Consider the following 13,901-nt stretch of genomic DNA (forward strand, 5'->3'; position numbering starts at 1 on the left):
CGGCTCAGATCGGGTGGGGCGCGACCCACGAGCCGGTGTCGGTCACGTGGGCGACGAACAACGTGCCGTCGGGGGCGAAGAACGAGGCGGTCAGCAACGACTTCGTCTGCTTGACGAGCGAGACGCCGCCACCCGGGGTCGCGGGTTTGCCGCCGATCGGCACCGGCGGGTTCCACAGCCCGTTGCCGACGACGTGCGCCACCCGGAAGAAGCCGTCCCGGTCGAGGAACACCGCGGTCAGGACGTCGCCGGTCTGCTTGCACAGGGCGACATCGCCACCGGGTACGCCGACCGGGTCGCCGACCCGGAACGCCGGTTGCCAGCGGTCGGTGCCGTCGACGTGCGCGACGGCGAGGAAGCCGTCCCGGTCGAGGAACACGGCCGTCATGGTGATGTCGTTCTGCTTCGTCATGGCGACCGGGCCGCCGGGCACGCCGCTCGGCGGGCCGACCCGGAACGCCGGGATCCAGGCGTCGTGGCCGTCCACGTGCGCGACCGAGAAGAAGCCCTCCCGGTCGATGAAGACGGCGGTGAACGTGTTGCCGGTCTGCCGGCACGCGGCCACCACGGCGCCCGGCTCGCCGCCGGGACCGCCCACCCGGAACGGCGCGTTCCACTGGCCGTCGTCGACGACGTGCGCCACCGAGAAGAAGCCCTCCCGGTCGACGAACGTCGCGGTGAACACGTGGTCGTCCTGTTTGGCCAGGCAGACGCCGCCGCCGGGTTGCCCGAGCGGACCGCCGAGCGGGAACGGCGGATTCCACGGCAGGTTGTTGACCACGTGCGCGATCTGCAGGACGCCCGCGTTGTCGAAGTACGCGCCGGTGACCGTCATCGGCGACTGCCGGGCGATCGCGACCCGCCCGCGAGCCGGCGCCACCGGCCCGCCGATGAGACGGCCGGGGTTCCACGCGTCGGATCCGTCGACCCAGGCGATGCTCAGCTGCCCGGTGAGATCGAGGTAGAGGCAGTCGGTGGTGCCGCCCTGTTCGCCGAGCGCGACCGGCGTCCCGGGCGGCGCCGCCTGGCCCCGGTAGAGCGAGTCGACGGCGGCGATGTCACCGGTGGTCGGCGCGGCCCGGTTGCCCATCGCCGCACCGCACGCGGCGCCGAGCGGCAGCAGCGTGGGACCCGCGCCGGGCTTGGCGAAGGCGTTCGCCGTGTAATGCATGATCGACGCGCAGTCGTACGGGCCGATCGGCACTCCGCTCTTGTCGATCTCGAAGTCCTTGGCGTTGAACGCGAGGTTGGCCCGCTGGAACCGCACGAACGACTCGCGGTCCGGGCGCTGGTGCTCGTGGAGGAGCCCCAGGGTGTGGCCGAGCTCGTGCAGGATGTTGCCGCTGTTGAACGCGCCGGACCGGATCGGCCCGGGCGGCACCCAGGCGGCGGTGCCGACGACCGTCGCGATGATGAAGCGGCCGTCCGCGCCGACGCCCGCGGCCACGAGCACGTCGCCGAGCCGCGCCAGCGCGACCGGGGCGCCGGCCGGAAGCGGCTGGCCGCCCATCGGCACCGGTGGGTTCCACGGCCGGGTGCCGTCGACGTGCGCGACCACGACGCCGCCGCCGCTACCGGCGAACACGGCGGTCAGGGTGTCGTCGGTCTGCTTGATCAGCGAGATCGCGGCGCCCGGGGTCCCCGGTGCGCCGCCGACGCTCACCGGCGGGTTCCAGTTGCCGGTCCCGACGACGTGGGCCACGCACATGTTCCCGAGCGTGTCGAGAAAGGCGGCGGTGAGGACCTCGCCGGTCTGCTTGATGACCGAGACGGGCGCGTGGGGAGACCCGAACCGGCCGCCGATGGGGACCGGCGGGTTCCAGTCGCCGGTCTCGACCACGTGCCCGACCGACAGGATCCCGTCGGTGTTCAGGGACATCGCGACCAGGATGTCGTCGGTCTGCTTGGCCAGCGCCACCGGCACACCGGCCCGCCCGCGCTCGCCACCGATCGGCGCCGGCGGGTTCCACTGGCCGGTGCCGGCCACGTGCGCCACCGACAAAAGGCCATCGACGTTGAGGAACATCGCGACGAAGACGTCATCCGTCTGCCTGGCGAGAGAGACCGGCGTTCCCGGTACGCCGCGGGCGCCGTCCAGCCGGAAGGGCGGGTGGAACCGGTCGTCGCCCTCGGCGAACGCGATGCAGAGGACACCCTCGTCGTCCAGGAACGCGGCCACCAGCACGTCGCCGGTCTGCTTGGCCAGGCTGACCCGGCCCCCGGGCGGCCCCATCCGCGGCCCGATCTGCTGCGGCGGCTCCCACGGCCCGGTGCCGGTGACGCGGGCCGCGGCGAAGAACCCGCCCGCCGTCATGAAGGCGGCCACCAGCACGTCGTCGCTCTGCCTGGCCATCGCGACGGCGCCGTTGGGCAGGCCGGCCGCGCCGCCGACCGGGACCGGCGTACGCCAGAATCCGGTCTCGTCCATCCAGGCCACGTTCAGCGTCCCCGTCTGGTCGAGGAGGGCCGCGGTGAGAATGTCCGGCGTCTGCGTCGCGAGGGCCACCGGGGTCACCGTGCCGGGCGGGCTGACCGGGTCGGTGGCCAGCGCACAGGCGACGGTACGGACCGCGCCGTTGAAGCCGATGCCCGAGTGGCAGCCCCCGGCGTCGGGCCCGAAGAGAACGAACGCCCGATCCTCCGGCCGCCGCTGCTCGAAGCTGATCACCGGGGTGGCGTTCCAGGCCGCGATCGCCGAGCCGATCGCCACCTGCGCGGCACTCCCCGGCGGAAACACGTCTTCGTTGATCTCGAACGGAACCCGGCGGTTCGGCCACCGGAGATGCGGCCGGTCGGGAACGGTGAAGCCCACGATGATCACCTCGTATATCGGTCGGAGCCCAATACGCGAGAGGGGGCGGCGTGGCCGGCGGAGATACCTGAGGCGGAAGGCGACAATGTCGGGATGTCCTGGGAATGGGTCACACCGGTGTCGTCGTCCGTCGTCGCGCTGTCCGGTCTCGCGTCCGGCTACCTGATCGCCCGCCGGGGCTCGACCACGCAGATCCGGGTCATCGAGCTCCAGGCCGAGCGGGCGAACCGCCTGGCCGAGCGGCAGGAGATGCGGACGGCCATCGTCACCCTGCTCAACCGGCTCACCGAGTTCGAGCACGCGAGCGCGCTCGTCCAGCACCACGCGGATCCGATCATGGTGGTCTCGGACGAGGCCGACCCCCTTCAGCTGCGCCGGATCCGCAACCGGCTCGCGCACGCCCTCAAGGACGAGTTCCGGGCGCTGGACGGGCGGCCGGCGGGCGACCGGGCGATGCGCGCCCCGAGCCCGGAGGCGATGCGGCTGGCCGACACGCTTCTGCACGGCGAGACCCGCTGAGGGTCAGCGGTTCGAGACGCTGAAGTGCATGTAGTCCTTCAGGCTGCGCCAGGCGCCGCCCCAGAAGTAGCCGTTCTCGGTGAACGCGCGGCCCGCGCCCTCGGGGTGGATCATGCCGATCAGGTAGCGGTCCCGGTTCAGGTAGGCGCGGCCGGCCGCGGGGGAGATCCCGCCGCTGCGGATCATCGGGTTCTGCAAGGGGTTGATGTCGATGGCCGTGCCGAAGGCGTGCTCCGACCAGACGTCGGTGCCGCCGACCGGGCGGCAGTTGTAGCCCGCCGTCACGATGCCCATGTCGCGAGCGCCGGGCATGTTCACCGACATCGGGGCCATCGCCATGATGCGGTAGCGCCAGCGGAACAGGGTGAAGAAGATCCGCTGGACGCGGGGCACGACGTCGCGGTGCACGATGATGCTGCCGTCGTGGTACGCCCCCCGCAGGTCGATGTACGAGACCCACACCTTGCGCAGCGAGGCCGGCGCCACCGGGCACTTCAGCGCCGGGTTCCAGTTCACCGCCGCGGGGGAGACCAGCTCGACGTGCGTGCGCCACGGCGGCAGCGGCGACGCGGGCGGGGTCAGCCGCAGCGTCTCGTCGATGTGCACGGGGTACGGCGCGACGATCTGGTTCCAGCGGCCGATGTCGGCGGCCCGCAGGCCGAAGCGGGCCGCGATGCTGCGCATCGTCTCGCCCGGGGCGACCACGTGCCAGACGGACGCGGCCGCCGCGGGCCGCCCCGGCAGGACGGCCACCGGGACGACCAGGGCGAGCAGCGCGGCGAGGACTCTCTTCAGCACGGTTACCGACCGTACGAAGGGCCTCCGGCGTGTCGCAGCGGAACGCGAAAAGTATTTCTCACGACAGAGCGACCGGGACCGGAGCGATCGTCACCGCAACCCGCGTCCCGGCAGGCAGCGACGGCACCTGGGAGCTGGCGACCTGAGCCACCACCAGCGCATCGCCCACCGACACCGTCACCCGGCTGGTCGGCCCCAGGAAACTGGCCGTGACCACGGTCCCGTCCCCGGCGGCGGAAGGCGTCACGGACACGGCCTCGGGACGCACGAGAGCGGTGACCGGCGCGCCGTTCTCGGCAGCGGAAACGAGAGGCAACGCCGTCCCGAGCACCACCACCGACGACCCGTCCACGGTCCCCGGCAGCCGGTTGCTGACCCCGACGAAGTCGGCCACGAACGCCGACGCCGGCCGCTGATACACCTCGGCCGGTGGCGCGAGCTGCTCGAGCTTCCCGGCCCGCATCACGCCCACCCGGTCGGCGACGGCCAGCGCCTCCTCCTGGTCGTGGGTCACGAACAGCGTGGTCGTGCCGACCGACGTCTGGATCCGCCGGATCTCGTCCCGCAGCTGCACCCGCACCTTGGCGTCGAGCGCCGACAGCGGCTCGTCGAGCAGCAGCACGGCCGGCTCGATCGCGAGCGCCCGGGCGAGCGCCACCCGCTGCTGCTGCCCGCCCGAGAGCTGATGCGGGTAGCGCGGGCCGAAGTCGGACAGGCCGACCAGCTCGAGCATCTCGGCGGCGCGGCTAAAAAGGGAACGGCGGCCGCGCAGGCGAAGGCCGAACGTGACGTTCTCGAGGGCGGTCAGATGCGGGAAGAGGCTGTACGCCTGGAAGACCATCCCCATGTCGCGCCGGTTCGCCGGCAGCGCCGTCACATCCTTGCCGCCGACCAGCACCTGGCCGTCGTCGGCGTCCTCGAGGCCGGCCAGCACCCGCAGCGCGGTCGTCTTGCCGCAGCCCGACGGCCCGAGCAGCGCGATCAGCTCGCCGGCCGCGATGGACAGGTCGAGATCGTCGAGCGCGTGGACGGCGCCGAACGTGCGGCGCAGCCCCTTGAGGTGAACGGCGACGCCGGTCATGACGGCTCCTTCGTGGACGATCGGCGGTCGCCGACCAGGGACAGCAGCAGGAGCAGGACGAACGCCAGCAGCAGCGAGGTGAGCGAGACGGCCACCGACAGCGGCGCGTTGCTCTTGCCGAGCAGGGCGATCGACACCTGGAGGTTGGTGCGGTTGAGCAGGGACGCGATCGTGTACTCGCCGAGCACCAGCGCCACGGTGAGGAACGCGGCCGAGAGCACCGCCGAGCGGATGTTGGGGAGCACCACGCGTACGATCACCGTCGCCCAGCCCGACCCCAGGCTCTGTGCCGCTTCCGCCAGGGTCCGCACGTCGATGGCGGCGAGTCCGGCGTCGATGGCGCGATAGGCATAGGGCAGGACCAGGATGGTGTACGCGAAGACGAGCGTCAGTGAGGAGCCACCGAGAAAGTAGGTGACCCAGGCGTAGACCGGCGCGAGCCCGACGACCAGCACGATGGCCGGGATCGTCAGCGGCAGCAGGCACAGGAACTCGACCAGCCGGCGGATCCGGGGCAGCCTAAGCCGTACCCAGATCGCGGTCGGCACCAGCAGCACGAGCATGAGCAGCGCGGTGAGCGCCGCCTGCTCGAGCGACGAGACGATGCCCTCGGCCAGGTCCGGGTACTGGCCGGACAGGCGCGGCCAGTTCAGCAGCAGCGGCCACGTCCCGCCGTCGCGGGTGCTGAACTCGAGCATCGCGCCCAGCGGGAGCAGGAAGAACACGGCCAGCACGAGCAGCACGGCCCAGCGCAGGACGCGTTGCCGGCGGGCCCGGCGGGCGATCACCCCAGCCACGTGGCGGTTCTCCTCTCCAGCAGCGAGTACAGCGCCATCACGACCGCGACCACGACCACCATGCCGAGCGCCATGGCCTTGCCCAGGTTCTGCTGGCCGAGGACGACCTCGCTGGTCAGGGCGCCGCGGATCTGGAGGGGAACGATCGGGCTGCCCTGGCTCACCAGGGCGGCCGCCGTCGCGTACGCCGAGAAGGAATTGGCGAACAGCAGCAGCGCCGAGCCGAGGAACGCGGGGGCGAGCAGCGGCCCGGCGACCCGCGTCCAGTACTGCCAGGTCGTGCCGCCCAGGCTCTCGGCCGCCTCGCGCCACTGTGGACGGATGCCGTCGAGGGCGGGCAGGAACACGATGACCATGAGCGGGATCTGGAAGTAGGTGTAGACCAGGATCAGGCCGGGCAGCTCGAACAGCCAGACGCCGCCGGCGTAGATGTCGATGCCCAGGTGGTCCTGGAGCCAGACGGTGACGAAGCCGGAGAGGCCGATGGTGGCCAGGAACGCGAACGCAAGGGTCACCCCGCCGAACTGCGCGAGCACACCGGCGGCCGAGGTGGCGACGCGGCGCAGCACGCCGTGGGGCTCGGCGGTGACCAGCGCGTACGCGAGGAGGCCGCCGAGAACCGCGCCGACCAGCGCGCTGGCGGCCGACAGCGAGATGCTGCGCCCGAACGCGTCGAGGATGTAGTCATCGCTCAGCGCCTTCAGGTTGTCCAGCGTGAAGCCGTGGCCCCCGTCTCCGGTGAAGGCGCCGATCACGACCATCAGCGTCGGGATGATCAGGAAGATCGCCACGTACGCGAAGAACGGCACCGTGCCGAGCAGGGTGGTGCCCCGCAGCCGACGGCGCTGCGGGGCGGCAGAGGCGAGCTCAGCCAACGGTCTTGGCCCAGTTCGCCGACAGGTACTGCTTGGCCGCGGTGTTCTGCGCCTCGGTCGGGAAGACCGGGGTGCCGTCGACCTTGGGCAGCGCGGCGAACGCGGTGGCGTCGAGGGTGCCGGCCTTCTGCATGGCGTCGGCGCGGACCGGGCGGGCGCCGCCCTTGAGCCACAGGTTCTGGCCCTGGTCGGAGTAGAGGAACTCCTCCCACAGGCGGGCGGCGGCCGGGTGCGGGGCGTCGGAGTTGATCGCCTGCACGTAGTACGAGCCGAGCACCGCGCCGGCCGGGACGACGGTCTTCCAGGTCTTGACCTTGGCGGCGTTGGCCACGTTCAGGTAGTCCCAGTCGAAGACGACCGGGGTCTGTCCGGACTGGATGCTGGCGTCGTTGGGGTCGACGGGCAGGAAGTTGCCGGCCTTCTTGAGGTCGCCGAAGAACGCGACGCCCTTGCTGATGTCATCGGCCGACCCGCCGCCGGCCAGCGCGGCCATCTGCACGCCACCGAACGCGGCGCCGGCCTGGGTCGGGTCGCCGTTGAGCGCGACCTTGCCCTTGTACGCCGGCTTGAGCAGGTCGGCGACCGACGTGGGGGCCGGGACCTTGGCGCTGTCGTAGCCGATCGACATGTAGCCGCCGTAGTCGTTGACCAAGGTGCCGTTCGCGTCCTTGAGCGAGTCCGGCACGTCGGCGAAGGTGGCCACCTTGTACGGCGCGAACATCGCGGTGTTGGCGGTGGCGACCGAGGCGCCGAGGTCGAACACGTCCGGGGCCTTGTCCTGCCCCTTGAGCTGCTTCGCGGCGTTGATCTCGTCCTGGCTCGAGCCGTCCGGCTGGGCCGAATTCACCTTGATGCCGTACTTGTCGCCGAACGCCTTGATGATCTCGCCGTAGTTGGCCCAGCTCGGCGGGAGGGCGATGACGTTGAGCTGCCCTTCCTTCTTCGCGGCCGCGACGAGCGCGTCCATGCCGCCCAGATCGCCGGCGCCGGCGGCGGTGGCCGCGCTGCCGGTGGCCGCGTCGGCCTTCTTCTCCGGCGGCGAGCAGGCCGAGATCGCGACAACCGTGGCGGCGGCCAGGGTCACGGCCACCGTACGGCCGAGGGTGGTGCGCACTTGAGCTCCTCCTTCTGCGCCACCGATCCGGTGGTCGCTGAAGGTGGATCATGGGGACCCATGATGGCGCGGAGGCATCCCCCGGGCATCAAGATCAAATACAGATTTGAACGAACCCGGTGTCGTTCGATCGGGTGTTCCAGCGGCACGAAGGTCGTGCCAGGCTGATTCCGCCCATCCGGCCGAACACGACGCATTGAGGACGCTACATGACGGATCATGCCGCCACGCTGGACTTCCTGGTCTCCGCCGACGACGAGCCGGTGCCGGACAGCAAAGGCATCTTCAGCCGGGGAAACCACGACGTGGCCCGGTGCGAGATCAGCGTGGACGCGTTCCAGGCGAACCTGGAATCGACCATCGCCAAACTCCGGCAGGCGTTCACCGGCCTCGCCACCGCCGGCGACGACCTGCCGCTCACGAAGGTCGAGGTGACGTTCGAGGTCACCGCCTCCGGCAAGATCTGCATCCTCGGCACCGGCGTCGAGACGAGCGGAACCGGAGGATTCAAGCTGGTCTTCGAGCGCAAGTGAGCCGGCCGCCACGCAAGGCCCTGCTCATCGGCGTCACCGACTACGACGATCCGGCCATCGACTCGCTCCCGTTCATCGCCGACGACCTCGACGATCTGGGCCGGGCCCTGAAGTCCATCGGGTACGAGGTGGAGCATCCCGCGGCGCACAACGGCGACCGCGACCGGATCGACACCGCGATCGAGCAGTTCTGCCGCCGCGCGCAGCCCCGCCAGCAGTTGCTCATCTTCCTGAGCGGGCATGGCATCCACTGGGACGGCAGCGACTACCTCGTCCCGGCCAGCGCCGACACGGCCAGCCGCCGGTTCGTCTCCCGCTGCCTCGAGATCGACTTCGACGGTCACATCGAGGAGAGCCGCTGCGGCGACGTTCTGGTGGTGATCGACGCCTGCCGCGAGGGCGTGACGCTCGGCGGCAAGTCCGGCTACAGCCACATGCGCGGCTGGGGTGTGCAGCAGAGCCGGCGCACGGCGGAACGGACCGTCGCGTACCTCTACGCCTGTTCCGGCGGCGAGCTGGCCCGCTGGAAGAAGACCGAGGACGGCACCTTCAGCCTGTTCACCCGCGCGTTCAGCCGGGCGCTGACCGACAGCTCCGTTCCGGGCGCGCTGACTGACGTGCGCGACGCCGTACGCGTGCGCCTGGAGAACCTCAGCGCCGAGCTCGGCGTACCGCTGCAGAAGCCGCACCTCGACGGCGAGCTGGACCGATGCGCCCGGATGATGCTCGTGGACCGGTTGGTCGCCGCGGTGGCCTCGCGTGGCGCGCCCGGGTGGGCCGAGCGCGCCCGCAAGCACGAGGTGTGGGATCTGGCCGAGCCCGGTCCCGGCATCACCGCCCCGCTGCGCGACGCCGTCGTGGAGTGCGTCCAGGCCTGGTCGCTGCGGTACCGGGAGCTGCGCGGCGAGCTCGGCGACGACCCGTGGTGGGACGACGAGCTGGCCCTGCGGATGCACGACCGGCTGTCCTGGATCGTCCGGCACGTGCTCAACCCGGGCAAGCTGGCCGAGGGCGACCGGCCGCCGCTCAGCCCGGCCGAGGCGGCCGTGCTGGTCCTGGTGCCCTACGCCCAGCAGGTGCACCGGGCCCACTGTGCCGTCGCGGCCCGGGCGGTGCTCACGTCCGCAGCCCCGGAAGAAAGCATCGCCGAGTTCCGCCGGTACGTCGGCGGCCAACGCCGGATCCAGCGTCGCCTCAGCCGGCTGGAGGCCTCCGGCGACACCGCGCACGCCGACGCCGTGCGATGGGGCGCCTACCACCGCTGGCTCGCCCAGCGCCCGCAGATCTACCGGGCCGCCACGGTCGCCGAAAGCCTCCTGACCGACCTCGACATCGAGGAGCCGCTTCGCGAGGTGATCACGGCGGAGGCGCTCGCCCGGCACCTGCGCGCCCTGCGCACCGACCCGGAGTCGGCCGGCCCGATGTTCGGGGTGGAGCTTCCGGCCGGCGCCCGGACCGTGGCCGGCGGCTCGCCCCACGAGCAGCAGGTCCGCGACCGTCTGATCGCCCTGATCCTGCTGGTCGCCGAGGAGTTCACGATCGACGCGTCGGCGCTGCCGAGCGTCGTCACCGACCATATCGGACTCGCGGGCGGCGTCGAGATCGCCGAGGTGCTGCACGCGGTGCAGACGGCGCGGTGGCTGGCGCGCGGGCGGACGCGGGTGCTGGAGGCGGACTGCCCGCACCAGGCCGTGCAGCTCGCGCTGGAGGAGCACACCCGCGGCATCGCCGAGGTGCTCCGCCGGATCGACGCCGCCGCCGAGGCCGACCGCACTCTGGAGGCGCTGCGCGACCTGCCCACCCACGTCGCCGCCGACGGCCTGCGCCCGCTGCACGGCCCCGACGGGCAGCCCCGCTACGAGGACGCCGGCTTCCGCTTCCGTCTGGACGACGACCGCGTCCAGGAGCTGCTGATGGGTGAGCAGCTGTACGGCGACCCGGCGCTCGCGATCCGTGAGCTCTACCAGAACGCCCTGGACGCGTGCCGTTACCGCCAGGCGCGCACCCAGCACCTGCGCAAGACCAGGCCCTGGCTGGCCGAGTGGACCGGCCGCATCACCTTCGCCCAGGGTGTCGACGCCTCGGGCCGCGCGTGGCTGGAGTGCACGGACAACGGAATCGGGATGTCCGAGCGCGAGCTGAGCAGCGTCTTCTCGCACGCCGGTGCCCGCTTCGCCGACCTGCCCGAGTTCCTGGAGGAGCAGGCCGCCTGGGATCGCGAGGAAATCGAGTTCTACCCCAACAGCCGTTTCGGCATCGGCGTCCTGAGCTACTTCATGCTCGGCGACGAGATCACGGTCTCGACGGCCCGCTTCTCCCGCGAGGGCGTCCTGAAATCCCGCCTGCAGGTGAACATCGACGGCCCGGGTTCCCTCTGCCGCATCCGCAACACCGACCCGACCGGCGAGTCCGGCACGACGGTCCGCGTCTACCTGCGCCCGGAAGTGACGGTCTCCTGCGTCGATCTGCTGTCCAAGCTGCTCTGGGTCGCCGAGTTCCCGGTGACCGCCGACGGCGATTCGGCGAGCGCGGCGTGGGTCGCGGGGGAGTTGTCGCCTCGCGCGCCGATCGGCGAGAGCGATCCGCTCGCGGAAAGGCCCGTGCGTCTCTACGGCGGCCGCGATTCCTACGCGCGCCTGCCCTCCACGGTCCGCAATGTGTGGTGGTGCAGCGGATCGGGCGCGATCCTCGCCGATGGGCTGTGGGCCGGCGCCGCGCCGTTCGGCCGCATCGTGAATCTGACCGGGTCGGCCACCCCCCGGCTGAGCGTCGATCGCCGCCGGATACTCGCGATGGATGCGGTTCGTGTCCGAGAGCTGTTCGTGTCCGCGATCCCGGATCTGCTGGCGGGTGTCGGGCGGCACATCACCCTCCAGTGGGTGGGTCTGCTGGCCCGGGACGACGTCGGCCTCGCCGACGAGGTCGCACAGGCGATGATCGACGCGGGAGTCGAGTTCACGGCGCGCAGTGGCGGTGTACGGACGCCGACGGCCCTCGTTGGGGTGTTCCCGCTCGACGACGCGCTGCTCGCGCGGTCGAACCCGAACTCACCGGGCCCGTACCACAAGGCTCGTTCGGAGGAGACGCGCGGCGAGTATCTCCCGGTCGGCACTTGGCGCCTGCGATCGTATCTGGAGGCGGGTCTCATCCCCGGGCTTCGATCGACGGCCTCCGGCACGCACGACCGCGTGGCCAAGCCGTCGGATGCCCTTCTCATTTCGGGCGGCCTCGACGGCGAGAGCCCGTGGCTGGAGCTGTCGGAGCCCGTTCCGGCCGCCCACGTGATCGCCGCCGCGGTGGTGCTCGGCTGGTCTCCCGGCCGGGTCGTCGATCGGCTGCGCGAGCTCGGCGCACGGGTCGCGGACTTCGCGTGGCCGGGCATTGACCTCACCCCCGACGATCGCCGGCTCCTGTCGTCCGGTCGCGACGGTCGTGGCCCCCTGCTCGATCTGTCCGAACCGGTGCCGAGCCGGTACGTGACGCGGGTCGCGGCGGCGCTGGGCTGGTCACCACGGCGCGTGGTGGATCGGCTGCGCGAGCTCGGCGCGCGGGTGGCCGACGACACCTGGCCGGACGTTCCCCTCGCCGGCGACGCCCGGCAGATGCTGCGGCGCCCCGACGGCGGTAACCCGATCTGGAACGAGCGGGCCGAGGAAGAACGGTGGGTCGACTTCTCCCGTCCGGTCCCGGTCGGCCACGTCGTCGAGGTCGCCGTGGCGCTGGAACAGTCACCGCGGCGGGTGGTGGACCGGCTGTGTGCCCTGGGCGCGCGGGTCGTCGACTTCGGCTGGCCGGACAGCCCGCTCGACGAGAACGACCGGCGCCTGCTGTCATGCGGCGGCAACGGACGCCGTCCATGGCTCGACCTGGCCGAGGCCGTCTCCATCAGGCAGGTGACCGAGGTGTCGCTGGAGCTCGGCTGGCCACCGCGGCGGGTGGCGGAGCGGATGCGTGCCCTGGGCGCGCGGGTGGTTGATTTCGGCTGGTCCGGCACCGCGTTCACCAAGGACGATCGGAACCTTCTGACCAATGTCGACTACCCCAGCCGTAGCCTGTGGCTGGACCTGTCCGAGCCGATCCGGTCCGGTCCGGTGATCTACGCCGCGGCATCACTGGGCTGGTCGCCACGGCAGGTGGCCGGGCGACTGCGCGAGATCGGCGCCGAGATCGCGGACGGTCCGTGGCCGGATGCCGTCCTCACCCCCGACGACCGGCGCCTCGTGTTGTGCCTGGCGGCCGGTGAGGTGGCGAGGTGGGATCTGTCCGCCCCGGTCGGGCGGTGGGACATCGTCCGGGCCGCGGCGCGGCTCGACTGGCCGCCCCAGCGCGTGGCCGGCCGGTTGCGGGCGATGGGCGGACACGGGGCGGACCTCGCCGGGCGACAGGGACCGATCGCCCCGGACGATATGCGGCTTCTCCGTTCGGTCACCGCGATCGATCGGCGGAGCCTCCAGCTGGGGCCGGATGCCGAATCCGGGCCGCCGGACCTGGTTCCCGCCCCACGGGTGCTGTCGGTGGCGTCGGAGCTGGGATGGTCGCCCCGGCGGGTCGCCGACCGCTTGCGCCGGCTCGGTGCGCGGACGGGCGATCTGGCCTGGCCGGGCGAGCCGCTCACCGCCGACGACGAACGTGTGCTGACCTTCAGCAGCGAGCGCGGCACCCGGTGGCTCGACCTGTCGACGCCGGTCTCCGGGGTCCACATCGTCGGTGTCGCCGTGGCCCAGAGCTGGCCGCCCCGGCGCGTGGCCGATCGGCTGCGGGAACTCGGGGCGCAGGTGGCCGACTTCGCGTGGCCGGACGTCGCGCTCACCTCGGACGATCAGCGCCTCCTGACGCCGAACGACGACCGTTTCCCGCGTTACCTCGAGATGCCGGGACGGGGACGGTGGATCGACCCGACCGTGCCGGTGCCGGCCCGGCACGTCGTGGGGGTCGGGGCGAGAGTCGGATGGCCGGTGCGACGTGTGGTCGATCGGCTGTGTGAGCTGGGCGCCCACGTCGTCGACTTCGCCTGGCCGGACCGGCCGGTGGCCGGATCCGAGCAGTGCGTGCTGTCCCGGGGGCTGAAGGCGTCCGGGCCGTGGCTCGGCCCGGACGACCGGGCTGCCCTCGGGCGGCTCCTGCCCGGCCTCAACGGCAGCGACCTACCGGTCGGGTGGGCCGCCCAGCGACTCCGGGAGTTCGGGGTCATCCTCCCGCCCGACATCGAGATCGTCGAGGAGGAGCTGCCCGATCCCGAGCGATGGCGGCCGTAGGCGCAAAGAGCGGGGGGGGGGGGGGGGGGGGGGGGGGGGGGGGGGGGGGGGGGGGGGGGGGGGGTGGGGGAGGGGGGGGGCGAACAGGGTGGTGGGGCCCGTCGCGTCGGGCGACCC

Annotated in this window: 9 protein-coding genes; 3 read left to right on the top strand and 6 right to left on the bottom strand. The window is 72.1% G+C overall.

Annotated features, from left to right (window positions below):
- Positions 1-4: 4 nt before the first annotated feature.
- On the bottom strand, positions 5-2,812 hold the full coding sequence (locus ACZ6TB_RS47940) for a M12 family metallopeptidase (RefSeq protein ID WP_465568309.1): 2,808 nt from the start codon (positions 2,810-2,812) through the stop codon (positions 5-7).
- A gap of 93 nt (positions 2,813-2,905) precedes the next feature.
- Between ACZ6TB_RS47940 and ACZ6TB_RS47945 the strand changes: the two genes are divergently transcribed.
- Complete coding sequence (locus ACZ6TB_RS47945; RefSeq protein WP_465568311.1) at positions 2,906-3,331, top strand: hypothetical protein; 426 nt, start codon at positions 2,906-2,908, stop codon at positions 3,329-3,331.
- A 3-nt stretch (positions 3,332-3,334) separates the two neighbouring features.
- Here ACZ6TB_RS47945 and ACZ6TB_RS47950 read toward each other — a convergent pair whose 3' ends face one another.
- The 5 genes from ACZ6TB_RS47950 to ACZ6TB_RS47970 are packed head-to-tail and all read right to left on the bottom strand — an operon-like array spanning position 3,335 to position 7,996.
- On the bottom strand, positions 3,335-4,129 hold the full coding sequence (locus ACZ6TB_RS47950; protein ID WP_465568314.1) for a M15 family metallopeptidase: 795 nt from the start codon (positions 4,127-4,129) through the stop codon (positions 3,335-3,337).
- A gap of 58 nt (positions 4,130-4,187) precedes the next feature.
- Entirely contained in the window at positions 4,188-5,210 is a 1,023-nt protein-coding gene (locus ACZ6TB_RS47955) for an ABC transporter ATP-binding protein (protein ID WP_465568316.1), read from the bottom strand.
- Positions 5,207-6,007, bottom strand: a complete 801-nt coding sequence (locus ACZ6TB_RS47960) for an ABC transporter permease (protein ID WP_465568319.1) — start codon at positions 6,005-6,007, stop codon at positions 5,207-5,209. Before ACZ6TB_RS47960 ends, ACZ6TB_RS47955 begins: the two co-directional genes overlap by 4 nt.
- Positions 5,995-6,882, bottom strand: a complete 888-nt coding sequence (locus ACZ6TB_RS47965) for an ABC transporter permease (protein WP_465568322.1) — start codon at positions 6,880-6,882, stop codon at positions 5,995-5,997. The genes ACZ6TB_RS47960 and ACZ6TB_RS47965 overlap by 13 nt, the downstream gene beginning before the upstream one ends.
- On the bottom strand, positions 6,875-7,996 hold the full coding sequence (locus ACZ6TB_RS47970) for an ABC transporter substrate-binding protein (RefSeq protein ID WP_465568325.1): 1,122 nt from the start codon (positions 7,994-7,996) through the stop codon (positions 6,875-6,877). Before ACZ6TB_RS47970 ends, ACZ6TB_RS47965 begins: the two co-directional genes overlap by 8 nt.
- 209 nt (positions 7,997-8,205) lie before the next feature.
- Between ACZ6TB_RS47970 and ACZ6TB_RS47975 the strand changes: the two genes are divergently transcribed.
- Both ACZ6TB_RS47975 and ACZ6TB_RS47980 read left to right on the top strand, forming a co-directional pair.
- Positions 8,206-8,529: a Pepco domain-containing protein gene (locus tag ACZ6TB_RS47975; RefSeq protein WP_465568328.1), complete on the top strand. Its 324-nt coding sequence runs from the start codon at positions 8,206-8,208 to the stop codon at positions 8,527-8,529.
- Positions 8,526-13,784 carry a wHTH domain-containing protein gene (locus ACZ6TB_RS47980; RefSeq protein ID WP_465568331.1) on the top strand — a complete coding sequence of 1,753 codons (5,259 nt, stop codon included), beginning with the start codon at positions 8,526-8,528 and terminating at the stop codon, positions 13,782-13,784. Before ACZ6TB_RS47975 ends, ACZ6TB_RS47980 begins: the two co-directional genes overlap by 4 nt.
- The last annotated feature ends 117 nt before the right edge of the window (positions 13,785-13,901 follow it).

Source organism: Actinoplanes sp. NPDC051537 (assembly GCF_055586105.1).

Excerpts from the sequence above, each read along its gene's own strand:
- ACZ6TB_RS47945 (WP_465568311.1), top strand. The coding sequence starts at position 2,906 with ATGTCCTGGGAATGGGTCACACCGGTGTCGTCGTCCGTCGTCGCGCTG.
- ACZ6TB_RS47955 (WP_465568316.1), bottom strand. The coding sequence starts at position 5,210 with ATGACCGGCGTCGCCGTTCACCTCAAGGGGCTGCGCCGCACGTTCGGC.
- ACZ6TB_RS47975 (WP_465568328.1), top strand. The coding sequence starts at position 8,206 with ATGACGGATCATGCCGCCACGCTGGACTTCCTGGTCTCCGCCGACGAC.